The sequence below is a fragment of the Xanthomonas sp. JAI131 genome (assembly GCF_013410075.1).
GTDB lineage: Bacteria > Pseudomonadota > Gammaproteobacteria > Xanthomonadales > Xanthomonadaceae > Xanthomonas_A > Xanthomonas_A bonasiae.
The window spans coordinates 1,383,220-1,404,731 of record NZ_JACCCN010000001.1; the positions used below are offsets into that span (position 1 = coordinate 1,383,220).

Here is a 21,512-nt window from a genome sequence, read left to right on the forward strand (position 1 = left end):
GCGGGGGCGCGGCCGCCGGCTGGCCGCACTGCCCTGCGCGCTAGCGCTCTGTCGGCGGGGTCGGGTCCAGGGCCGCGCCCAGGACTTCGGCAGCGGTCTGCACCAGCGGTATCACCCGGTCGTAGTCCATGCGCTTGGGGCCGATCACCCCCAGCACGCCCAGCACCTGGCCGCCGGCCATGTACGGCGCGGTGACCAGCGACACGCTCTCCAGCGGCACCACCCCGGTTTCCTCGCCGATGAAAATGCGCACCCCCGGCGCTCGGATGGTGCGCTCCAGCAGCTGCAGGATCTCGCGCTTGCTGGCGAAGATCTCGAACAGCTCGCGCAGCCGCTCCAGGTCCGACAGGTCCTGCACCCCCATCAGCTTGGTCTGCCCGGCCAGCACCATGTCGTCGCCGGCCGGGGCCAGCGCCTGCTCGGCCAGCTCCACGCTGTGCGCCAGCAGCAGCTCCATCTCGTCGCGCGCGTGGCGCAGGTCGCGCACCAGGCTGGCGCGGATGTCGGCCAGCGCGCGCCCGGCGAAATGCGCGTTCAGGTAATTGGCCACCCGTTCCAGCTCGGCCGGTTCGTAGGCCTTGCGCGGTTCGATGACCCGGTTCTGCACCTCGTTGTCGGCGAACACCAGGATCGCCAGCACCCGGCGCGCGTCCAGCGGCACGAAGTCGATGTGCCGGAACGCGAACTGCTCGCGCTTGGGCGCGCTGACCACGCCGACGAAGTGGGTCATCGCCGACAGCAGCTCCGAGGCGCTGCCGAGCAGCGCCTGGGTGCCGGCGGCATTGCTCATCTCCGCGCGCAGCCGCGCCACCTCGCCCTCGCCCGGCGGGCGCATCTGCACCAGGCTGTCGACGAACACCCGGTAGCCGGTGGCGGTGGGAATGCGCCCGGCCGAGGTGTGCGGCGAGCTGAGCAGGCCGGCGTCCTCCAGGTCGGCGAGGATGTTGCGGATCGTCGCCGGACTCACGTCCAGCCCGGCGTGGCGGGCCAGGGTCTGCGAGCCGACCGGTTCGCCGTCGCGGATATAGCGCGAGATCAGCGTGCGCAACAGCTGCCGGGCGCGTGGGTCGAGCGAGGAGTGGACCGGGGAGGCGCGCATGCAATCAATCCGTGAGACTGGACACTAGATAATGGCTGCATGCCGGCTTGGCAAGTCATTGGCCCACCTACCCCCGCGTGCTAGCGTTGCGCGCCCCTGGATCCCGACCCCCATGCTCAGACATCTCTCGATCAAGGATTTCGCCGTCGTCCGCGGCACCGAACTGGAATTCGGCGCTGGCATGACCGTCGTGTCCGGCGAAACCGGCGCCGGCAAGTCGCTGATGGTGGACGCGCTCGGCTTCCTGTCCGGGCTGCGCGCCGACAGCGGCGTGGTCCGCCATGGCGCCGACCGCGCCGAACTGTCGGCCGAATTCGCCGTGCCCGAGGCCGCCCCGGCGCGCGCCTGGCTGCGCGAGAACGAGCTCGACGACGACGACCAATGCCAGCTGCGCCGGGTGATCCGCGCCGACGGCGGCTCGCGCGCCTGGATCAACGGCCGCCCGGTGACCCTGTCGCAGCTGGCCGAACTGGCCGGGCACCTGGTCGAGATCCACGGCCAGCACGAACACCAGGCGCTGCTGTCGCGCGGCAGCCAGCTCGGCCTGCTCGACGCCTACGCCCGCAACGAGGCCGAACGCGCCGCGGTGCGCGCCGCTGCCGCGCGCTGGCAGGCGCTGCTGGCCGAGCGCGAGACGCTGCTGGCGCAGGGCGACGTGTCCGACCGCATCGGCTTCCTCGAGCACCAGCTGGCCGAGCTGCAGCGCGAGGACCTGGAGCCGGCGGCGATCGCCGCGCTGGACGCCAACCATCGCCGCCAGGCCCACGCCGCGGCGCTGATCGGCGCCTGTGAGGGCGCCGCGCAGCGGCTCAACGGCGACGAAGCGCCGGCGGTGCTGGAACTGCTGCAGCAGACCCGCCACGAACTCGGCAAGGTCGGCGAATACGAGCCGCGCCTGGCCGAGGTCGAAGCGCTGATCGACAGCGCCACGATCCAGCTGGAAGAGGCGCTGGCGCTGGTCGACCGGGTGCGCGACGACCTCGATGCCGATCCGGCGCAGTTCGAGGACATGGAACGCAAGCTGGGCCGGCTGCACGACCTGGCGCGCAAGCACCGGGTCACCCCGGACACGCTGGGCGAGCACCGCGACGCGCTGCTGGCCGAGGTCGAGGGCCTGCGCGGGGCCGGCGAACGGCTGGACGTGCTGGATGCGGAGATCGCCCGCGCCACCCAGGCCTGGCGCGACGCCGCCGCCGCGCTCAGCGGCACCCGCCAGCGCGGCGCGCAGGCGCTGTCGCGCGACACCACCGCGCTGATCGGCGAACTGGGCATGGGCGGCGGGCGCTTCGAGATCCAGCTCGAGCCGCACGAGGCCGAGCGCCCCGACCCGGCCGGCGCCGAGCGCGTCGAATTCCTGGTCGCGGCCAACGCCGGCCAGCCGCCGCGGGCGCTGCGCAAGGTCGCCTCCGGCGGCGAGCTGTCGCGCATCTCGCTGGCGATCGAGGTCGCCGCGCTGGGCCTGGACGCGGTGCCGACGATGGTGTTCGACGAGGTGGACTCGGGCATCGGCGGCGCGGTCGCCGACATCGTCGGCAAGAAGCTGCGCGCGCTCGGCGAGCAGCGCCAGGTGCTGTGCGTGACCCACCTGCCGCAGGTCGCGGCGCAGGGCCACGCCCACTACCGGGTCAGCAAGGCCCCGGTCGAGGGCATGACCCAGAGCTCGGTCGAACTGCTGGCGCCGCGCCAGCGCGAGGAAGAGCTGGCGCGGATGCTGGGCGGGGTCGAGGTCAGCAAGGAAGCCCGCGCGGCGGCCAAGCGGCTGCTGCAGAGCGCTGGCTGAGAGCGGCTGTTCCTGGATTCGGCCACGCTGACGCCACTGTTGAAGCGCCTGCAGTACCGTTCCGCCGGGCTGGCGGCCTGGATTTCGGCTCGGTAGCGTGGGGTGTCCCCGCGCGCATGCACCGGGGAGTCCCGAGCCATCAGGTGATAGGAAGCTTGCAGGCTTCGGATGGTGTCGGGTCGGGGCTGAAGCCCCTCCTACAGTGCACCCAGCCGGTTCGTCGCGCACCCTGTAGGAGCGGTTTCAACCGCGACGAACGGAGCCATTAGCTGTTCCGGACTCGGAAGCAGTCGGGGCTGAAGCCCTTCCCACAGTGCACCCAGCCGGTTCGCCGCCAGTCCCCTCTGTAGGAGCGGTTTCAACCGCGACGAACGACGCCATCCAGCCAATCGATTTCGGAGGCAATCAGGCCCGATGCCAAAGCCACCGGGAGTCGCTCCCAAGTGCACCCAGCCGGCCAGCCGCACGCCCCTGTGGGAGCGACTTCAGTCGCGACGAACGGAGTCGGGATCCGTGACGGTTGAGCAATCCACAGAGACCGAAGCCCCTCAAGCCACACTTTTCAGAGGGCACTCGGCCTGCCTATTGAGACGCCACAGGAACGGTTCCAGGTGGTCAGCGATCAACCGGACCAAGACGAACGCACCAGGCACACTGGCCTGTCCGGCATACAGCAGGCACACGGGTGGTGCGATGGCCGCGACCCCAGAACCGAGTTCTCGCAACAGGCGCGCCGCACCCAGGCCTGCGCGAGGCGCCAGTAACGATAGCGCCAGCGCCGATCCAATCCTGCCGCGCGCAGCGCCCACGGCGGCGGTCTGCGGCGATGGCTCTAGGTCGAGCGCGAACGCGCCCGCACGGGCGGCGGCTCAGCCCTTCTTGCCGGCCGGGCGCTTGCTGCGCACGTACAGCACCAACGAGTGCTCTTCCAGTTCGTAGCCGTGATCGGCGGCGATCTTGCGCTGGAGTTCCTCGATCTCGGCGCTTTCGAACTCGATGACGTTGCCGGTATCCACGTCCACCATGTGGTCGTGGTGGCCGCCACGGTCCAGTTCGTACACCGCCTGGCCGCCTTCGAAATTGTGCTTGAGCACCAGGCCGGCCGCCTCGAACTGGGTCAGGACGCGGTACACCGTGGCCAGGCCGATCTCGTCGCCGTGATCGAGCAACTGGCGGTAGATCTCTTCCGCGGTCATGTGGTGGCGCGCCGACTTCTGCTCGAGCAGCTCCAGGATGCGCATCCGGGGATGCGTGACCTTCAGGCCGACTTTGCGCAGATCGTGGGATTCCATGGCGTCTCCGTTCATAGCTGGTTTAGCGCCAGCTGCCTCGGGATGGGTCGCGGCGGTCGTCGGGAGTGTATCATCGACCCGATTTCCCTCAGTACTGTCCCCGATGCGCAATCTCTTGCTGGTCGCCGCTGTTGCCCTGTCCACCGCTGGCTGCGGGATCATCTACAAGCAGCCTATCTACCAAGGCAACCTGATCAAGCAGGGGGCCGTCGATCAGCTCAAGGTCGGCCAAAGCAAGCAGCAGGTCAACGCGCTGCTCGGCACCCCGTCGATCCCGGATCCTTTCCATGCCCAACGCTGGGACTACACCTCGACCGAGCGCCTCGATCGCCTCGGCCGGACCGAGATCAAGAATTTCGTCGTCTACTTCGACAACGACACGGTGACCCGCTGGGAAGGCGACTATTTCCCGGACAACGATTCGGAGCTGGCCAAGAACAGCGTGCGCCAGTTCGGCCGCAACCTGGCCAAGGACAAGAAGAAGCAGCGCCGCAGCGAGTAAGCGGCGCCGGCAACGCGCCTGGCGGCGCTAGCGCGGTTTCGCGCGCCGCCGCCGGGCGTCCTTCGGATCGGCCAGCAATGGCCTGAGCACTTCGACCCGGTCGCCATCGTGCAGGAGCTGGGTCGGCGCGGCGACGCTGCCATGGATCGCGCAGGGCATGCCCGGCGTCGCCTCGGCCAAGGCCGCTGCGCTCAACGCATCGGCGACGGTGGAACCTTCGGGTAATTGCAGCGTGCGCGCGACGAAGCGCTCCGGCCAGGCCAGCACCACCTCGACCCGCAGCCCGCTCATGCGTCTTCGCGGTCGGCCACGCGCACGAAGTCGTTGACCATGCGGTCGGCCAGGCTCTGGAAGCCCAGCGCCAGCGCCGGCCCGAGCAACCGCGAGGCCGGCTCGAAGTCCAGCGTCAGGCTGACCTTGCTGGCGTGGTCGTTGAAGCCCTGGAACTCCCACTGCCCCTGCAGGCGTTTGAACGGGCCGTCGCGCAGCAGCATATCGATGCGGTCGGGGCGCTGCAGCCGGTTTTCGGTAGTGAACCAGGTGCGGAACGAGCCCACGCCCAGGTCCAGCCGCGCCACCAGGTACTGGTCGCTGTGCTCGAGCACATGCGCCGCATCGCACCAGGCGAAGCGGCGCGGATAGGCGGCGACATCATTGACCAGGTCGAACATGCGCGTTGCGGGGTGTTCGACCAGGGCGCTGCGGCGGATGATAGGCATTCGGTGCGGGGAAAGTGGACCAAGACGTTCGGGAGGCCCCGAATCGGAGACAATAGCAAGATGAGCAAGAAACCCGCCAAGGATAAAGCAAACGGCGCGACGGCCAACAAGACCATCGCGTTGAACAAGCGTGCGCGCCACGAATACCACCTGGAGGACCGCTACGAAGCCGGCCTGGCCCTGCAGGGCTGGGAGGTCAAGTCGATCCGCGCCGGCCGCGCCAACATCGGCGAGAGCTACGCGTTCGTGCGCCAGGGCGAGCTGTTCCTGTTCGGCGCGCAGTTCACCCCGCTGATCCAGGCCTCCACCCACGTGATCGCCGACGACCGCCGCACCCGCAAGCTGCTGCTGCACCGGAGCGAGATCGACAAGCTGATCGGCCGCGTCGAGCGCGACGGCTACACCCTGGTGCCCACCGCGATGTACTGGAGCAAGAACAAGATCAAGCTCGAGATCGCGCTGGCCAAGGGCAAGCAGGACCACGACAAGCGCGATGCCGCCAAGGACCGCGACTGGGCCCGCGACAAGCAGCGGATCATGCGGCGCCACAATAAAAATGCGTGATTGGGGATGACGGGATTGGGGATTCGCGGTGCGCCGCCTTTGCCAATCCCTAATCCCAAATCGCGAATCCCCGCCCCATCACGTCCCGCCAAGCATCCGCATCAGGCTCGGCAACCCGCGGCCCTGCATGTAGGGATCGCGCTGCAGGTCCAGGCACTGGTCCAGCAGCAGTTGCTTGACCCGGTCCGGGAAGCCGATGAACTCGCGGCGCACCGACAGGAACGCGGCGATCAGCCCGGACACGTGCGCGGCCGCCATGCTGGTGCCGCTCATCTCCACCATCCAGGTGCTGGGGTCATCGGCGTCGTAGCGATGGTGGGCCGAGACGATCTTCTCGCCCGGCGCCACCAGGTCCGGCTTGTGCCGGCCATCGGCGGTCGGGCCGCGCGAGGAGAAATACGACACGCCATAGCTGTGCGGGCTGCTCTTGTGCACCGAGCCCACCGCCAGCGCCTCCTCCAGGTTGGCCGGGTCGCCGATGCTCAGGTCCAGGTTCATCGGGTAGGCCTGCCCATCGTCCTGCATCAGCCAGGCCAGGCCGTCGTTGCCGGCCGCGATCACCACCACCACGCCCTGCCGCCATAGCCGGCGCAGTTCGTTGCACAGCGGGGTGAAGCCGCAGCCGTAGCTTTCCGCATCGAAGTAGCCGCCCAGGCTCAGGTTGACCCCGTGGATGACCAGCTCGCCGGCGCGCTCGTTGATCTCGGCGACCTGCTGCACGCCCTTGATGATCCACGAGTCGCGGCCGTTGCCGTCGTCGTCCAGCACCTTCAGCCCGTACAGCCGCGCCTGCGGCGCCATGCCGGCGAAGCGCAGTGGCGTGGCCGGCGCCGCCCCGGGCAACGGCGCCTCGCACTGCCCGGCGATGATCCCGGCCACGTGGGTGCCATGGCCGTTGCCGTCCAGCGCGGCGAAACCGGCGCCATCGCGGTGGCGCAGTTCGCGGGCGCGGCCGCGCTGCGTGCAGTCCCATTGCGCCAGCACCGTTTCCGGCAGACCGGGCTGCTGGAAATGCGGATGCGCCGCGGCGATGCCGCTGTCCAGCACCGCCCAGCCGATGCCGGTGCCGAGCGCGCGGTACGCCACCTGCGCCGCGTCGGCCTGCACGGTGCTGCGCGACTGGTAGATCAGGGCGCGCTTGCCGGCGTCGCGCCACAGCCGTTTCAGGCTCAACGTGCGATAGCGCTCGCGCAGGCTTTCGATCTCGAACCGGGTCAGGCGCGCGGACACGTAGCGCTGCAGCGTGTCCTCCAGCTCGATTGCCGCATCCAGCGCCTCGCCGTGCAATCCGGTGGACGCCTGGGTCAGCTCGCGCAGCGCCGCGACCAGGTCGCGCTTCAACTGCGCCGGCTCGCGCGCGTCCGGCAGGCGGTCCAGTTCGATCAGCACCTCGTGGCGATAGTCCGGCGCGTGCGCCTCCAGCTGGTCGGACAGATCCTTGATCAGCACCGGATGCGCGATCGGCTGATCGAAGCCCACGCCCACCGCGCGCCGCACCTCGGCGCGGACCTCGGGGATGGACAGATAGCCGGAGCCGGAATGCGGATTGCGCTGCCAATCCGGGTTGATGCGCGACCCGGCGATGTTGTGGAAGCGCCCCTGCGCATCGGCGATGTCGTCGCTCAGATCGTCGTCCAGCGCCACCGGATCGCGCCGCTCGGCGACGTTGACCCAACGCTTCACGCAAGCCGGAAACGGCAACTTCGGCGTGCCGGTCCACTGCTTGAACATGCTGCGCACCACCGGCAGGCCCAGCGGCGACCCCAGGGTCAGCAGCAGCGACACTTCGCAGCCCTCGGCCTCGAACTCGCGCAGCACGTCGTAGGCGATCAGCGAGCCCTGGCTGTGCGCGACCACCACGAACGGACCGCCGCCGGCGCGCATGCGCTGCAGCAGGCTTTCGCGCATCTGCGCGCGCCGCGCCGGCACGAAGAAGAAATCGTGCACGTCCTGCAGCAGCGCGGCAGAGATCAGTTTCAGCAGCATCCGGTTCAGCACGTCGATCGGCCCCTGCGCATGCAGGCCGGCGGCCTCCGGCGCGGCGGCCTGCACCTCGTCCAGCAACTGCCGCAGGCGCGCGCGCTCGGCGTCGCTGCCGGCCAGCGTATCGGCCAGTTGGCGCAGATCGGCCAGCTGCGGCACCACGCCCAGCGCGCCAAGCACCCGCTGCTCGGCCTGGTTCAACGCCGGGCCGCGGTCCTGGTCCTGGCAACTGCCCGGTTCCGGCGACGGATAGCGCTCGCGGCTGACCCAGTACGCCATGCGCGTGCGCTCGCCCATCTCGCGGCCGAACAGGGCACGATCCCACTGGCAGCGCAGCACCTCGGCCGGCGGCTTGTTGCCGATGCCATGGATGTAGATGACCGTGCGCGCCTGGCCCTGTGCCAGCGAGCCTTCGCCGGTGGCCTTGGGCCTGGTGGTGCGCGCAGGGGCCTGAACGCTGGCGGCGGTGGCGGCACCTGTGCCGCGATGAGACGACGGCGCGCGCTTGGCGGCGGCGTCCGGCTTGGCTGTCCCGGATTTGCCCGTCTTGGGCTTGACTGCCTTGGGCTTGGCCGCCTTGGGCGCACCTGTCCTGGATCTGTCGCCAGCCACTGTCTTCGCCGCGCTGCGCCGCGCCGACCCGCTCGACCGAGCGGCCGTCTTTCCCGCGCTCTTCGCCTCGGCCCGCTGCGCGGCGGCCTTCTTGGGCTTGGCCTTCTTCGCCGCAACGCCCTGCCGTGCAGGCCCTGCCCGGCCGGCCGGGACGGACGCGTTCGCTGGTTTCGCTGCGGCGACCGCTGCCGCGGCTGCTCGTTTCCCATCGCGCCCGCCGTCGCGCGCACGCTGTTGCCTGGTTGCCATCGCGGTGCTCCATGCCTGGGGGAGATCCGTCGGCGCCTACCGCCAACTGCCGCGCCGAGTGAAGCCAGCTTAAGCCGCCCCTGTCGCAAGACTTGTGACTGCCCTCCCCGATCCCTACACTGTGCCGGTCAGCGTTTTACGTTTTCCCCGGGGGTGCACTGGTTTCGACGGGGGTTGCAAAATCGCTTGGCGCATGCCGAGGGGGCCGCTTTCCTCGTAAATCCAGCAGCAAACTTATAGTTGCCAACGACGACAACTACGCACTGGCCGCTTAAGGCCTAGCCCCGAAATCGCTTGTGTCCGTGCTCGCGACGTAGGGTCATTATCACGGAATCGCCGGTGGTGGCTGCCTGTCAGCCATTGGCTAAATGAAGCAGGCTGGTCCCGGGATGCGCTTCGCACATCGTGCTGTTCCGGGATGAGATCCAACGATGAGCTAAGCATGTAGTGCCGGGGATGGAGTGCCTTCGGACGGCGGTTCGATTCCGCCCACCTCCACCATCTGAACGTTCGCAGCAATTCGCGGACGTACGACAAGGGTCGGATTTTCCTGGATTCCAGGGCAATCCGGCCTTTTTTGTTTGTCCCCCGCCACCGACAGGACGCCGTTGACGGCACAGCGATGCATCTGCGGGCGGCTCCGGGATAGGCGCGACCATCGCGGAGCGACCGAGACGGGCAGGCTTCGCAGCGAACCGCGTCGCCCAGCACGTCGGTTCGATGCTGCAAGCGAGCGGATCGGAGTTGCCGCGAGTGGTTACGGGAGCGCCGGTAGCGCACGGCGCAGCCGAAGATGGCAGACGCCCAGCGGTGGGGCATCTGCAACACGTCGAAAGGAAAATGGTCCAGCCGCGGATGCCTGCACCCTTGAAGCAGCCCTGAGATTTTACCTACGGCCGCACAGCTGGTAGGGCAAGGATGCGGCAGGCACTGTTAGGAACATGTCCTCGCGGCATGTCGGAACGACGACATGCGCGGGGCGGCATCCAGACTTGCGTTGCGGATCCCACAATGGACGGTGTGTGGCGCTGCGCCGCCCGAAGAAACGCAGCCAGCTCAGGCCGATGCCGGCGACATACCCATCACGCGCGGCCTGTACGGTGACGACATCGATTGCCACCCTGGTGCGCCATGCAACTGACCCGCGAACAACTGCGCATTCTGCAGGACATCCACGCCACGAAGCCCGTCACCGAAGAAGAGGCGAACTGGGCGGTGCGCGAAAACCACGCCGCGCAAGGCGAAGACGGCGATATCGCGCTCAGCCCGCAGGGCATGCGCCTGATCGACGGCGAAACACCGTAGAGCAGCCACGGCGCCGGCTGGCGCCGGCAACGGCCGCGCGCGGTGGCATGGACGCCATCGGATCGACGGGCGCATCCCGATCTCTGCGGTATGGCCCATGCAGTCTTGGCATCGAGTCCATGCTGGCTGTGCCGACGCTCTGCGCGAAACACTCGCCACTCCAGCACACATGCCAAAGCGGCCGGGCCTATTTGCGCCGACCGCTCTTGCCTCACCGATGCCCCGCTCTACCGGCAGACTTCCCGGCAACGCGCGAAGCGACGATTCACGCCGCCTCGCGCAACAAGCCGCCGATACCGGCGATCGCGCCGCCGATCGCCTGGCTGCGGTGGTCCTCGCCCATCGCCACGCCTTCGGCGCGGACGAACGCGATGTCGGTGATGCCGAAGAAACCAAACGCCGCGCGCAGGTAGGTCTCCTGGAAATCGTGCGCCGCAGCCGGGCTGCCTGCGCTGTAGATGCCGCCACGCGAGGACGCGACGATCACGCGCTTGCCGCCAGCCAGGCCTTCCGGACCGGCTGCGCCGTAGCGGAAGGTCTTGCCGGCCACGGCGAGGCGGTCGATCCAGGCCTTCAGCGAGCTGGCGATGCCGAAGTTGTACATCGGCGCGCCGACCACGACGACGTCGGCGGCCAGGAACTCTTCCAGCACCTGGCTGTTTTCGATGGCTGCCGGGTCGGCATCGCCGGCCGGCGGCGCCCAGTGGCTCAGCGGCGCGGCGTGCACGTCGCGGTAGGCGACGTCCACGCCCGGATGCGCGGCGACGAACTCGGCGACGATGGCCGCGGTCAGGCCGCGCGAGACGGAATGCGCGCCGAGCGCGCTGCTGTCGATGTGCAGGAGTTTCATGGAGGTTCCTTTGCGTTGGCCGCGGAGCGGCATGGCGGAGACGATACGCGCGAAACAATCGAACGATTAGCCGGCCTGAAGTACACTGATCGTTCGCAACGAGAAACGATGATCCCGACGATGGACGGCGTCCTGCACGACCTCAACGATCTGTATTTCTTCGCCTCGGTGGTCGAACACGGCGGATTTTCCGCCGCCGGGCGGGCGCTGGGCCTGCCCAAGTCGCGGCTGAGCAAGCGCGTCGCCCAGCTCGAGGAGCGGCTCGGCGTGCGCCTGCTGCAGCGGACCACGCGACGCTTCGTGGTCACCGAGGTCGGCACGCGCTTCTACCAGCATTGCCGCGCGGTGCTGGAAGAAGCGCGCGCCGCGCAGGAGGCGGTCGACGAACTGCGCACCGAACCGCGCGGGGTGGTCCGGGTCAGCTGCCCGGTGTCGTTGGCGCAGAACGTGCTGGGCCCGATCCTGCCGGCGTTCCTGCTCGCACACCCCAAGGTGCAGGTGCGGCTCACCGCGACCAACCGCCGCGTGGACGTGATCGGCGAAGGCTACGACGTGGCGATCCGGGTGCGCGACAAGCTCGATACCGATGCCACCCTGGTGGTGCGCAGCATCGGCCATGCGCGCGGCATGCTGGTGGCCAGCCGCGCGTTCCTGGACGCGCAGGGCCGTCCGCAGACACTGCAGGAGCTGGCCCGGCTGCCGGCGTTGTCGATGTTCGAACACGAGGGCGCGCAGCTGTGGGAACTGCTCGACGGCGACGGCAACAAGACCGCGGTGGAGATGACGCCGCGGCTGGTCAGCGGCGATTTCTCCGTGCTCATGGCCGCGGCCGTACAGGACTGCGGCGTGGCGCTGCTGCCCGAGGAATTCTGCGCCCCGCTGCTCGCCAACGGCATGCTGGAATGGGTGTTGCCGCACTACAGCACCGCCCAGGGCCTGCTGCATTTCGTCTACCCGAGCCGCCGCGGCCTGCTGCCGGCGATCCGCAGCTTCGTCGATTTCCTGGCCGAACGCCTGCCGCAGGCCACGTTCCACCACGACTGCCAGCGGCTGGCGCCCGACCCGAGCCAGGCCGCCAGGCCGCACGCCGCCCGCGTCGCCGGCACCGGGCCCGGGCCCGGGCCCGCGGCGGCAGCTGCGCCTATGCCTGTGCGGGAGTAAAGCACGCGGATGCGACGCCGGCGCTGCGCCGGCTCACGCCTTGCGCCGATACGGGGCAAGGCGAACCGGCACGCGGCCACGACCGGGGCGACACCAGCTGCCCCGCGACCTCCCCGCCCTGCCGCACTCACGCAGCCGATGCGGCGGACGGCACAGAATTTGCCTGTTCACTGCGACCCTAACGCAGCGCGATGCCCGCATGCACGCCTTTCTTCCCGTTCCCCAGCGTGTCGTTGCCAAGCCGATAGCGCTCGCCACGCAGAGCGCCGTCCGGCCGTGAGCGCATCGATGCGCCGGCACTTCCGGCTCGGCATCATCAAGATCCTGGGGCCGACCACCGCCGCGGTGCTGCTGCTGTTCGGGGCCTATCAGTGGCTCCAGGGCCATGCCTGGAGCGCCGCCGCCGGCGCCACGCTGGCCGGCCTGGCGGCGCTGGCCACCTCGCTGGCCTTGCGCCGCGGCGACGGCCGCATGGACGCGCTGCTGACCCTGAGCTGGTTGCTGGGCAGCGCGCTGGCCAGCCATGCCCTGCACCAGGCCGCGGTGCCGTGGCTGTACCTGGCGATGATGAGCAACTTCTTCGTGGTCGCGCGCGGCGTCGGGCTGGCCTGCAACGCCACCTTGATCGTGATCATGCTGGTCACCCCGGGCACCCTGCTCGGCACCGAGCACACGTTCTCGCTGCTCGCGGTGTCGCTGCTGATCACCGGCCTGGGCTACGTGCTGTCGCTGCGCCTGGAGGGCGACCGCGTGCAGCTGGAACAGCTGGCGTCGAACGACGCGCTGACCGGGCTGCCGAACCGGCGCATGCTGGAACGCAGCCTGTCGCAGCGCGTGGCCGATGCGCGCCGCAAGCCGCGCCGGCATGGGCTGATCGTGATCGACATCGATCACTTCAAGGAGGTCAACGATCTCTACGGACACGCCGCCGGCGACCGCACGCTGGCCGAGCTGGCCGCACTGCTGCGCTTCCAGGTGCGCGCGCCGGACGAGGTGTTCCGCTTCGGCGGCGAGGAATTCGTGGTGGTGACGCGCGTGCAGTCGCGCAGCGAGCTGGCCGCCTTCACCAAGCGCCTGCACCAGGTCACGCGCGAGGCCTTGCGCGGCCCCGGCGGCCGCATCAGCGTCTCCCTCGGCGCGGCCATGCTATGCGGCGAGCAACACTGGCAGGATTGGTTCTCGCGCGCGGACGCGGCGCTGTACCACGCCAAGAACGGCGGCCGCGACACCTACGTGATCGCCGACGACCTGATCGAGGGGTGATCGCTGGCGCCGGTGGTGCGCCAGCGGGCCGCGCTGCCGCCGATGCCTGGGCAAGGGCAGCAGGATCGGCATCGGCCTGCATGGCGATGTTGCCGCCATGCGCGGCCGCACCATCCTCTGCCGCGCAGCTGCCGCGGCATGCCGGCCGCAGCACCCTCGCCTGCCATGCGCTGCTCAGTCGCGCTGGGCGTTTTCGCTACCGCCCATCGCGACTGGGGTCGCGCCGCCAGCGAGAGACCGGCGGCCGTGAACAGCAGCGAGAAAACGCCCTGGCGGTCAGCGCGGAACTGGCGCCGGCGCCGGAGGCGTCGCCAGCGCCACCTCCGGCGGCAGCACCGCATCCTGGCCCCAGCCGCCGAGCGCCTTGTACACCCGCACCACGCCGACGTTGACCGACGCCTCGGCATCGGCCAGGGCATCGTCGGCGGACAGCTTGGTGCGCTGCGTATCGAGCAGGGTCAGGAAATCCTCCGACCCCTCGCGGTAGCGCAATTGCGCCAGCGCTTCGGCACGGCCCGCCGCTTGCGCCTGCTCGGCGACGATCGCCAGCCGCGCCTGCTGTTTGGCGTAGGAGGTCAACGCGTTCTCGGTATCCTCCAGCGCGCCCAGCACCGCCTTCTCGTAGTCGGCGGCGGCGCCGTCGGCCTGCGCCTCGCTGGCGCGCAGCCGCGCCCGCACGGTGCCGAAGTCGAACGCCGCCCAGCTGATCGACGGGGTCAGCGACCAGGCCTTGCTGCTGCCCTGCAGCAGCGAGCCGGCATCGCCGGAGAGGAAGCCGACGAAGCCGCTGAGGCTGATCCGCGGGAACAGGTCGGCGGTGGCCACGCCGATCCGCGCCGTCGCCGCCGCCAGCCGACGCTCGGCGATGCGCACGTCGGGACGCCGGCGCAGCAACTGGGTGGTATCGCCCAGCGGCAGCGCGCGCGCATAGGCCGGCGTCGCGCGCGGCGCCAGCAGCTCGTCCAGCGCGCCGGGGGGGCGGCCCAGCAGCACCGCCAGCCGATGCCGGGCCTGCGCTTCGCTGACTTCCAGCAATGGGATGTCGGCCTCGATCGCCTTGAGCCGGGCGCGGCTGCTCTGCACGTCCAGTTCGCTGCCGGCGCCCAGTTGCCAGCGGGTCTCGGTCAGGCGCTGGGTATCGCGCAGGTTGTCCAGCGTGGTGCGCGCCACCGCGATGCGCTTCTGCGCGCCGCGCAACTCGAAGTAGTTGCGCGCCACTTCCGCGGCCACGGTGACCTGCGCATCGGCCATGCCGGCCTGTTCGGCTTCCAGGTCGGCGCGCGCCGCCTCGGTGGCGCGGCGCTGGCGCCCGAACAGATCGAGTTCCCAGCCGGCATCGAAGCCCAGGCTGTAGCTCTCGGTCAGCACCCGCGCGCCGCCGGCGTCCGCATCCGGCGCCTTGCCGCGGCTGTAGTCGCCGTTGGCGGTGACGTGCGGCGCCTGGTCCAGGCGCCGTTCGGCGAAGACCGCGCGCGCCTCGTGCACCCGCGACAGGGCGATGCGCAGGTCGAGGTTGGCGACCAGGCTCTGGTGCACCAGCTGTTCCAGCACCGGGTCGTCGAACTGCGCCCACCATGATGCCACCGGCGAGGCGGTCGCGAACACCGGTGCCGCCGCGCCCTGCAGCGTCACCGGCGCCTGTTCCGGGGCGTGGTAGTTGGGGCCGACGCTGGCGCAGGCGCTGAGCAGCGCCAACGCCAGCGCGCCGATCGCGGGACGGATCACCATGGCAGCACCTGGCCCACATGGGTGTAGCTGCCGGTCGGGCCATCGGCGTCGAGCAGCGCCATCATCACGCTGCTGCGCGCGCCGTCGGCCACTTCCAGCTCGCCCTCGCCGGCATTCATGTCGGTCTTCACGTAGCCGGGGTGGATGGTGTTGACCTTGATCGGGGTGTCGCGCAGTTCGTAGGCCAGTTGCACGGTCCACGCGTTCACCGCGCTCTTGGACACGTTGTAGGCCGGCACCTTGAAGTCGTAGATCGGCGAGCCGGGCTGGCTGTGCAGGGCAAGCGAGCCGAGCAGGCTGGACACGTTGACGATGCGCGCGGCGGGCGCGGCGCGCAGCAGCGGCAGGAATGCCTGGGTGACGGCGATCAGGCCGAACACGTTGGTGTCGAAGGTCTTGCGCCAGGTCTCCAGGCTCTGCTGCGAGACCGCCAGCTTCATATCGTCGATCATGATGCCGGCGTTGTTGACCAGGATGTCGAGCCGGCCATGGCGCGCCTGCACCGCCGCCACCGCGGCGGCGATGCTGGCGGCGTCGGTGACGTCCAGGGTCAGCGCCTCCACTGGCAAGCCTTCGCCCTGCAGTTCCAGCGCAGCGGCCGTGGTGCGGGTGGAATCGCGGCCGGCCAGCAGCGTGTGCACGCCGGCCTCGGCCAGCTGGCGCACGGTATGCAGGCCGATGCCGCGGGTGGCGCCGGTGACGAGGGCGATCTTGTGGGTCGTGTTCATGCGGATGTCCTGAAAAGGGGGAATGAAAGGATCAAGCGTGGATCGGCGCATCGGCGTGCGGCGGCGCATGCGACACCAGCGGACGCCCGGACAGCTTGCGCAGGGCGACGTAGAACACCGGGGTCAGGAACAGGCCGAACAGGGTCACGCCGAGCATGCCGGCGAACACGGTGATGCCGGTGGCCGAGCGCACTTCCGCGCCGGCGCCATGCGAGAACACCAGTGGCACGGTGCCGGCGATGAACGCGATCGAGGTCATCACGATCGGACGCAGACGCAGGCGGCAGGCCTGCAGCGCCGATTCCACGATGCCCTTGCCCTGCAGCTCCAGTTCGCGGGCGAACTCGACGATCAGGATCGCGTTCTTGCACGCCAGGCCCATCAGCACCACCAGGCCGACCTGCACGAACACGTTGTTGTCGCCGCCGGTCAGCCACACCCCGAACAGCGCCGACAGCAGCGTCATCGGCACGATCAGGATCACCGCCAGCGGCAGCGTCCAGCTTTCGTACAGCGCGGCGAGCACCAGGAACGCCAGCATCACCGCCAGCGGGAACACCACCATCGCCGCATTGCCCTGGCTCGCCTGCTGATAGCTCAGGTCGGTCCATTCGATCTCCATGCCGTTGGGCAGCACCTGCTTGGCGATCTGGGTGATCTTGGCCATCGCTTCGGCCGAGGACAGCATGCGCGCATCCGCCTCGCCGGCCAGATCGGCCGCCGGATAGCCGTTGTAGCGCAACACCGGATCCGGACCGAAGCTCTGCTTGATCGTCACCATCGAGCCGATCGGCACCATTTCGCCGGCGGCGTTGCGGGTGCGCAACCGCGCGATGTCCTCCACGTTCTCGCGGAACGGCGCGTCGGCCTGGGCGATCACCTGCCAGGTGCGGCCGAACTGGTTGAAGTCGTTGACGTAGGCCGAGCCCAGGTAGGTCTGCAAGGTATCGAACAGATCGGTCAGGGCCACGCCCTGCGCTTTGGCCTTGACCCGGTCGACCTCGGCATCCAGCTGCGGCACGTTGGCCTGGTAGGTGCCGATCGGGAAGCTCATGCCCGGGGTCTGCGCCACCGCGCCCTGCATCGTGCTGACCGCATTCTGCAGCGCGCCGTAGCCCAGATTGGCACGGTCCTCGATGAACAGCTGATAGCCGTTGCCGTTGCCCAGGCCGAGGATCGGCGGCGGCATGAACGCGAACGCCATGCCTTCGCCCAACTGCGAGATGCGCTGGTTGATTTCGGCGTTGATCTCCAACGCGCTGCGATGGCGCTTGGCGAACGGCTTCAAGGTCAGGAACACCACGCCGGTATTGGGCGTATTGGTGAACTGCAACGCGTTCAAACCGGGGAAGGAGATCGAGTGCTCGACGCCCTCGGTCTGCATGGCGATGGTGGTGACCTTGCGCAGCAACGCATCGGTGCGTTCCAGCGAGGCGCCTTCGGGCAGCTTCACGCCGGCGATCAGGTACATCTTGTCCTGGGTCGGGATGAAGCCGGCCGGCACCGCCTTGAACATTACGCCGGTGACCAGCAGCAGGCCGAGATAGACCACGAACACCACGCCACGCCTGCCGAGGATGCGCGACACGCTGCCCTGGTAGCGCTCGGAGCTGCGGTTGAAGAAACGGTTGAACGGACGGAACAGCCAGCCGCCGAACAGGCGGTCCATCAGCCGCGACGGGCCGTCCTTGGGCGCGTCGTGCGCACGCAGCAGGCGCGCGGCCAGCGCCGGCGACAGGGTCAGCGAGTTGATCGCCGAGATCACCGTGGAAATGGCGATGGTCACCGCGAACTGCTTGTAGAACTGGCCGGTCACGCCGGACAGGAACGCCATCGGCACGAACACCGCGCACAGCACCAGCGCGATCGCCACGATCGGGCCGGACACCTCGCGCATCGCCTGGTGGGCGGCGGCCAGCGGGGCCAGCCCTTCCTCGATGTTGCGTTCCACGTTCTCCACCACCACGATCGCATCGTCCACGACGATGCCGATCGCCAGCACCAGGCCGAACAGGGTCAGCGTGTTGATCGAGAAACCCAGCACGTACAGCGCGGCGAAGGTACCCACCACCGACACCGGGACCGCGATCAACGGAATGATCGAGGCGCGCCAGGTCTGCAGGAACAGGATCACCACCAGCACCACCAGCAGCACCGCTTCCAGCAAGGTGTGGACCACGGCGGTGATCGAGTCGCGCACGAAGATCGTGGTGTCGTAGACCGCCTCGTACTTGACGTCCTCCGGGAACTGCTTGGTGAGCTCGTCCATCTTGGCGATCACCTGGTCGCGGATCTGCAGCGCGTTCGCGCCCGGCGCCTGGAAGATGCCGATGCCGACCGCGTTCTTGCCGTCCAGCTGCGAGCGCAGGGTGTAGTCGCCGGCGCCCAGCTCCAGGCGCGCGACGTCGCCCAGGCGCACGGTTTCGCCATCGGTACCGACCTTGAGCACGATGTCGCCGAACTCCTGCTCGCTGCGCAGGCGGCCCTGCGCGTTGATCAGGGTCAGGAACTTGCTGTCGGGCATCGGCTCGGCGCCGAGCTGGCCGGCCGAGACCTGCACGTTCTGCTCGCGCATCGCGGCGACCACGTCGCCGGCGGTGAGCCCACGCGCGGCCACCCGCTCCGGGTCCAGCCAGGCGCGCATGGCGTAGTCGCCGCCGCCGAACACCTGCGCATCGCCCACGCCCTGGATCCGCGCCAGCGCATCCTTGACGTGCAGGCGCGCGTAGTTGCGCAGGTACAGGCTGTCGTACTTGCCCTTGGGCGAGGTCAGGTGCACCACCATCAGGAAGGTCGGCGACTGCTTCTGCGTGGTCACGCCCTGCCGGCGCACGTCCTCGGGCAGGCGCGCCTGCGCCTGTGCGACGCGGTTCTGCACCTTGACCGCGGCGTCGTCCGGGTCGGTTCCCGGGCGGAAGGTCACGGTCATCTGCAGCACGCCGTCGGAGCCGGCCACCGACTTGATGTACATCATGTTCTCGACGCCGTTGATCGCTTCCTCCAGCGGCGTGGACACGGTCTCGGCGATGACCTTGGGGTTGGCGCCCGGATACACCGTGCGCACTACCACCGACGGCGGTACCACTTCGGGGTATTCGCCGATGGGGAGCATCGGGATCGCGATCAGTCCCGCGGCGAAGATGACGATCGACAGCACGGCCGCGAAGATCGGCCGGTCGATGAAGAATCTGGAAAAGTCCATGGGTGGTGGTCCTGGAAACTAAGGTGAAACGGATGGCCGAACAGGAAGGCGGGCAAAGCGGCGGCTACGCCGGGCCACGACGGTGGCCCGGCCGGCAAGCACCGGCCGCCAGCGCGGCCGGTCTACGACGCTGTGCGCGCCTCCGGCGTCAGTCGGAAGCGATCAGTCGAGCGCGACGGCCTTGCGTGCGGCCGCCGGCGACGCCGTGGCCAGGGCCACCGGCTTGGCCTGCACCGGCATGCCCGGCATGAACACTTTCTGCACCCCGTCGACGATGACGCGGTCGCCGGGGTTGAGCCCGCCGAGCACGATGCGCAGGCCTTCGGCGCTGCGTCCCAGCTGCACGTCGCGACGCTGCGCCTTGCCGTCCTTGTCGACGACATAGACATACTTGCGATCCTGGTCGGTCAGCACCGACCTGTCGTCGATCAGCAGCGCGTTGAAGCGGCCGCTGCCGAGCAGGCGCACGCGGGCGAACAGGCCCGGGGTGAAGCTGCGATCGGCGTTGTCGAGCACGGCGCGCACGCGGATGGTGCCGGTGCTGCGGGTGATCTGGTTATCGAGGAAATCGACCTTGCCCGCGTGCGGGAACCCGTCCTCGCCGACCAGGCCGACCTGCACCGGCAACTGCCCGTCGCGCTCGCTGGGCCGCTCGCCCTTGCGCGCCATCTGCGCATAGCGCAGGAAGGTGCCTTCGTCGGCATCGAAATACACATGCACCCTGTCCAGCGACACCAGCGTGGTCAGCACGCTGGCGCTGTCGCCGGCGCTGACCAGATTGCCGGCGGTGACCAGGGCGCGGCCGGCGTGGCCGTCGATCGGCGCGCGGACCTGGGTCCACTCCAGATTCAGGCGCGCGGTGTCCACCGCGGCCTGGGCGGCGAGCACGTCGGCATCGGCCTGTTCGGCGGCGGCGTGGCGCTGCTCCCAGGTCTCGGTGGAGATCGCCTGCTGGTCGGACAGCTTCTTGGCGCGCGACGCCTCGCTGCCGCTGAGCTTGGACTGGGTCCGCGCCCGCGCCAGTTCGGCGTTGGCGCGCGCCAGTTCGGCGCGGTAGCTGCGCGCGTCGATGGTGAACAGCACATCGCCCTTCTTCACCTCCTGCCCTTCGACGTAGTTGACCTTGTCGATGTAGCCGGACACGCGCGGGCGCAGGTCGACGTGTTCGACCGCCTCGACGCGGCCGCTGAACTCGTCCCACTGGCTGATTTCCTTCTGCAGCGCGGGCGCCACGCCGACCGCTGGCGGCGGCGGCGCGCCCTGCTGTTCGGCCTTGCCGCCGCAGGCGGCCAGGGCCGCGGCCAGCAGCGCGATGGCCAGCGGGCGCAGGGTACGCGATGGGGAATGGAACGACATCGGAATCGGGTTCATGGAGAAACCTCGTGAGTGGAAGGAGAAAAATGCGGTGCGGTCATCAACGAGGTGCGTGGATGCGCGTAGTGGTGTTTGTCGATGTCGACGATGGCCTGGCCCGGCACGCCGGCGTCGGCGAGCAGCGCCACCGCGGCGCGGCCCACGCTGAGCGTGGTGAACCATTCCGGGCAGTCGTCGGCGCCGGCTTCGCTGCGGCAGACCGGATGGGTCAGCGACAGCAGTTGCACGCGCACGCCCAGCGGCTTGGCTTCTTCGTGCAGGACCTGGGCGAGCATGCGGATCGAGGCCGCGGCCACCGAGCTTTCGCCATGCCCGGCCCAGGCGCGCAACGCGCACGGGCTGCCGAGCAGGATGTAGCGGCCGCCGCGCTCGGCCTGCGCCAGCAGCGGCAGCAGGTGCCGGGCGGCGGCCAGATGCGGCAGCAGGTCGGCTTCCATGCGCCGGCGCAGCGCGGTCACCGGCTGGTCCAGCAGGCGCCCGCAGCGCAACGGGCTGCCGAGGCTGGCGACCACCCCGGCCAGCGGCCGCGGCCGCTGCGCCACGGCCGCCGCCAGGGCGGCGGCGGTAGCGTCGTTGGCGACCGAGCCCTGCAGCACGTCCAGCGCCGGTTCGTCGCTGTAGCGATCGCGCAAGGCGCGCAACCGGCCGCGGTCGCGCGCCACGGCCACGACCGGACTGCCGGCTTCGAGCAAGGCGCGGACCACGCCCAGACCGATGTTGCCGGTGCCGCCGAGCACCAGCACCTCCGGGTCCAGCGTCCCGCTCACGGGACTTTTACTCCCGCAAACGGGACAATCGAAATCCGACCGAGTCGGCCGCTGCCGCGCTGGCCAAGCTGCATCGAACTGCCGGCCTGGCTGCGCGGCGGCGGGGTGAATTCACGAAATGCCTTGAGGTAACCGGTTTCCAGCGCGTCGATGGGCGTACCATCGACGCGATTCGGGCGACGGACGCCTGCGAGAAACTGGAACAGAGTGCGCAACAGCATGAGCAAATGGCCTGGGTGGCGGCGAATGTGTACAAATTAGGCGCCAAAGCCGCACTTGATTAGTCCGAATTAAGGGGAATAATCGTCCCGTCACCGGTCCAATCGTCTTCACC

Annotated in this window: 18 protein-coding genes and 1 other RNA gene; 7 read left to right on the forward strand and 12 right to left on the reverse strand. The window is 69.4% G+C overall.

Features of this window, described 5'->3' with window-relative positions:
• Positions 1-40: 40 nt before the first annotated feature.
• Entirely contained in the window at positions 41-1,099 is a 1,059-nt protein-coding gene (hrcA, locus tag HDC36_RS05700) for a heat-inducible transcriptional repressor HrcA (protein WP_179565165.1), read from the reverse strand.
• Positions 1,100-1,211: 112 nt separating this feature from the next.
• Here hrcA and recN point away from each other — a divergent pair, with 112 nt between their 5' ends.
• A complete protein-coding gene (gene recN, locus HDC36_RS05705; protein WP_179565167.1) occupies positions 1,212-2,879 on the forward strand; it encodes a DNA repair protein RecN in 1,668 nt (555 codons plus the stop codon).
• A gap of 869 nt (positions 2,880-3,748) precedes the next feature.
• On the opposite strand, the gene fur is transcribed toward recN, so the two are convergent.
• Positions 3,749-4,171: a ferric iron uptake transcriptional regulator gene (fur, locus tag HDC36_RS05715; RefSeq protein WP_179565169.1), complete on the reverse strand. Its 423-nt coding sequence runs from the start codon at positions 4,169-4,171 to the stop codon at positions 3,749-3,751.
• Between the two features lie 103 nt (positions 4,172-4,274).
• Between fur and bamE the strand changes: the two genes are divergently transcribed.
• Positions 4,275-4,673, forward strand: a complete 399-nt coding sequence (bamE, locus tag HDC36_RS05720) for an outer membrane protein assembly factor BamE (RefSeq protein WP_179565171.1) — start codon at positions 4,275-4,277, stop codon at positions 4,671-4,673.
• Positions 4,674-4,700: 27 nt separating this feature from the next.
• Here the strand turns inward: bamE and HDC36_RS05725 are convergent, their stop codons facing one another.
• Positions 4,701-4,964, reverse strand: a complete 264-nt coding sequence (locus HDC36_RS05725; protein ID WP_179565173.1) for an RnfH family protein — start codon at positions 4,962-4,964, stop codon at positions 4,701-4,703.
• Positions 4,961-5,392, reverse strand: a complete 432-nt coding sequence (locus tag HDC36_RS05730) for an SRPBCC family protein (protein WP_179565174.1) — start codon at positions 5,390-5,392, stop codon at positions 4,961-4,963. Before HDC36_RS05730 ends, HDC36_RS05725 begins: the two co-directional genes overlap by 4 nt.
• 60 nt (positions 5,393-5,452) lie before the next feature.
• On the opposite strand from HDC36_RS05730, the gene smpB reads away from it, so the two are divergent.
• Positions 5,453-5,956, forward strand: a complete 504-nt coding sequence (gene smpB, locus HDC36_RS05735; RefSeq protein WP_053837624.1) for an SsrA-binding protein SmpB — start codon at positions 5,453-5,455, stop codon at positions 5,954-5,956.
• Between the two features lie 78 nt (positions 5,957-6,034).
• On the opposite strand, the gene HDC36_RS05740 is transcribed toward smpB, so the two are convergent.
• On the reverse strand, positions 6,035-8,344 hold the full coding sequence (locus tag HDC36_RS05740) for a S8 family serine peptidase (RefSeq protein WP_255432629.1): 2,310 nt from the start codon (positions 8,342-8,344) through the stop codon (positions 6,035-6,037).
• 605 nt (positions 8,345-8,949) lie between these two features.
• On the opposite strand from HDC36_RS05740, the gene ssrA reads away from it, so the two are divergent.
• Positions 8,950-9,301, forward strand: a transfer-messenger RNA (tmRNA) gene (gene ssrA / locus HDC36_RS05745).
• A 630-nt stretch (positions 9,302-9,931) separates the two neighbouring features.
• Positions 9,932-10,105, forward strand: a complete 174-nt coding sequence (locus tag HDC36_RS05750; protein WP_179565175.1) for a hypothetical protein — start codon at positions 9,932-9,934, stop codon at positions 10,103-10,105.
• Positions 10,106-10,370: 265 nt separating this feature from the next.
• Here HDC36_RS05750 and HDC36_RS05755 read toward each other — a convergent pair whose 3' ends face one another.
• Positions 10,371-10,955, reverse strand: a complete 585-nt coding sequence (locus HDC36_RS05755; protein WP_179565176.1) for an NAD(P)H-dependent oxidoreductase — start codon at positions 10,953-10,955, stop codon at positions 10,371-10,373.
• Positions 10,956-11,063: 108 nt separating this feature from the next.
• Here HDC36_RS05755 and HDC36_RS05760 point away from each other — a divergent pair, with 108 nt between their 5' ends.
• Complete coding sequence (locus tag HDC36_RS05760) at positions 11,064-12,116, forward strand: LysR substrate-binding domain-containing protein (protein ID WP_255432595.1); 1,053 nt, start codon at positions 11,064-11,066, stop codon at positions 12,114-12,116.
• A gap of 288 nt (positions 12,117-12,404) precedes the next feature.
• A complete protein-coding gene (locus HDC36_RS05765) occupies positions 12,405-13,379 on the forward strand; it encodes a GGDEF domain-containing protein (protein WP_179565177.1) in 975 nt (324 codons plus the stop codon).
• A gap of 276 nt (positions 13,380-13,655) precedes the next feature.
• On the opposite strand, the gene HDC36_RS05770 is transcribed toward HDC36_RS05765, so the two are convergent.
• The 6 genes from HDC36_RS05770 to HDC36_RS05795 all read right to left on the reverse strand — a co-directional run bounded on the left by HDC36_RS05770 (position 13,656) and on the right by HDC36_RS05795 (position 21,399).
• Positions 13,656-15,107, reverse strand: coding sequence for an efflux transporter outer membrane subunit (locus tag HDC36_RS05770; RefSeq protein ID WP_179565178.1), 1,452 nt, complete (start codon positions 15,105-15,107; stop codon positions 13,656-13,658).
• Positions 15,101-15,835, reverse strand: a complete 735-nt coding sequence (locus HDC36_RS05775) for an SDR family oxidoreductase (protein WP_179565179.1) — start codon at positions 15,833-15,835, stop codon at positions 15,101-15,103. Before HDC36_RS05775 ends, HDC36_RS05770 begins: the two co-directional genes overlap by 7 nt.
• A gap of 31 nt (positions 15,836-15,866) precedes the next feature.
• The gene (locus tag HDC36_RS05780; RefSeq protein ID WP_179565181.1) at positions 15,867-19,037 is read right to left on the reverse strand and encodes a multidrug efflux RND transporter permease subunit; all 3,171 of its coding nucleotides are present in this window, start codon (positions 19,035-19,037) and stop codon (positions 15,867-15,869) included.
• Positions 19,038-19,199: 162 nt separating this feature from the next.
• Positions 19,200-20,408, reverse strand: a complete 1,209-nt coding sequence (locus HDC36_RS05785) for an efflux RND transporter periplasmic adaptor subunit (RefSeq protein ID WP_179565183.1) — start codon at positions 20,406-20,408, stop codon at positions 19,200-19,202.
• Positions 20,405-21,178: an SDR family oxidoreductase gene (locus tag HDC36_RS05790; protein WP_179565185.1), complete on the reverse strand. Its 774-nt coding sequence runs from the start codon at positions 21,176-21,178 to the stop codon at positions 20,405-20,407. Before HDC36_RS05790 ends, HDC36_RS05785 begins: the two co-directional genes overlap by 4 nt.
• Positions 21,175-21,399 carry a hypothetical protein gene (locus HDC36_RS05795; RefSeq protein WP_179565187.1) on the reverse strand — a complete coding sequence of 75 codons (225 nt, stop codon included), beginning with the start codon at positions 21,397-21,399 and terminating at the stop codon, positions 21,175-21,177. The genes HDC36_RS05790 and HDC36_RS05795 overlap by 4 nt, the downstream gene beginning before the upstream one ends.
• Positions 21,400-21,512 lie beyond the last annotated feature (113 nt).

Coding starts and splice junctions, on each gene's coding strand:
- hrcA (WP_179565165.1), bottom strand. CDS start 1,099: ATGCGCGCCTCCCCGGTCCACTCCTCGCTCGACCCACGCGCCCGGCAG.
- recN (WP_179565167.1), top strand. CDS start 1,212: ATGCTCAGACATCTCTCGATCAAGGATTTCGCCGTCGTCCGCGGCACC.
- fur (WP_179565169.1), bottom strand. CDS start 4,171: ATGGAATCCCACGATCTGCGCAAAGTCGGCCTGAAGGTCACGCATCCC.
- bamE (WP_179565171.1), top strand. CDS start 4,275: ATGCGCAATCTCTTGCTGGTCGCCGCTGTTGCCCTGTCCACCGCTGGC.
- HDC36_RS05725 (WP_179565173.1), bottom strand. CDS start 4,964: ATGAGCGGGCTGCGGGTCGAGGTGGTGCTGGCCTGGCCGGAGCGCTTC.
- HDC36_RS05730 (WP_179565174.1), bottom strand. CDS start 5,392: ATGCCTATCATCCGCCGCAGCGCCCTGGTCGAACACCCCGCAACGCGC.
- smpB (WP_053837624.1), top strand. CDS start 5,453: ATGAGCAAGAAACCCGCCAAGGATAAAGCAAACGGCGCGACGGCCAAC.
- HDC36_RS05750 (WP_179565175.1), top strand. CDS start 9,932: ATGCAACTGACCCGCGAACAACTGCGCATTCTGCAGGACATCCACGCC.
- HDC36_RS05755 (WP_179565176.1), bottom strand. CDS start 10,955: ATGAAACTCCTGCACATCGACAGCAGCGCGCTCGGCGCGCATTCCGTC.
- HDC36_RS05760 (WP_255432595.1), top strand. CDS start 11,064: ATGATCCCGACGATGGACGGCGTCCTGCACGACCTCAACGATCTGTAT.
- HDC36_RS05765 (WP_179565177.1), top strand. CDS start 12,405: ATGCGCCGGCACTTCCGGCTCGGCATCATCAAGATCCTGGGGCCGACC.
- HDC36_RS05770 (WP_179565178.1), bottom strand. CDS start 15,107: ATGGTGATCCGTCCCGCGATCGGCGCGCTGGCGTTGGCGCTGCTCAGC.
- HDC36_RS05775 (WP_179565179.1), bottom strand. CDS start 15,835: ATGAACACGACCCACAAGATCGCCCTCGTCACCGGCGCCACCCGCGGC.
- HDC36_RS05780 (WP_179565181.1), bottom strand. CDS start 19,037: ATGGACTTTTCCAGATTCTTCATCGACCGGCCGATCTTCGCGGCCGTG.
- HDC36_RS05785 (WP_179565183.1), bottom strand. CDS start 20,408: ATGAACCCGATTCCGATGTCGTTCCATTCCCCATCGCGTACCCTGCGC.
- HDC36_RS05795 (WP_179565187.1), bottom strand. CDS start 21,399: ATGCTGTTGCGCACTCTGTTCCAGTTTCTCGCAGGCGTCCGTCGCCCG.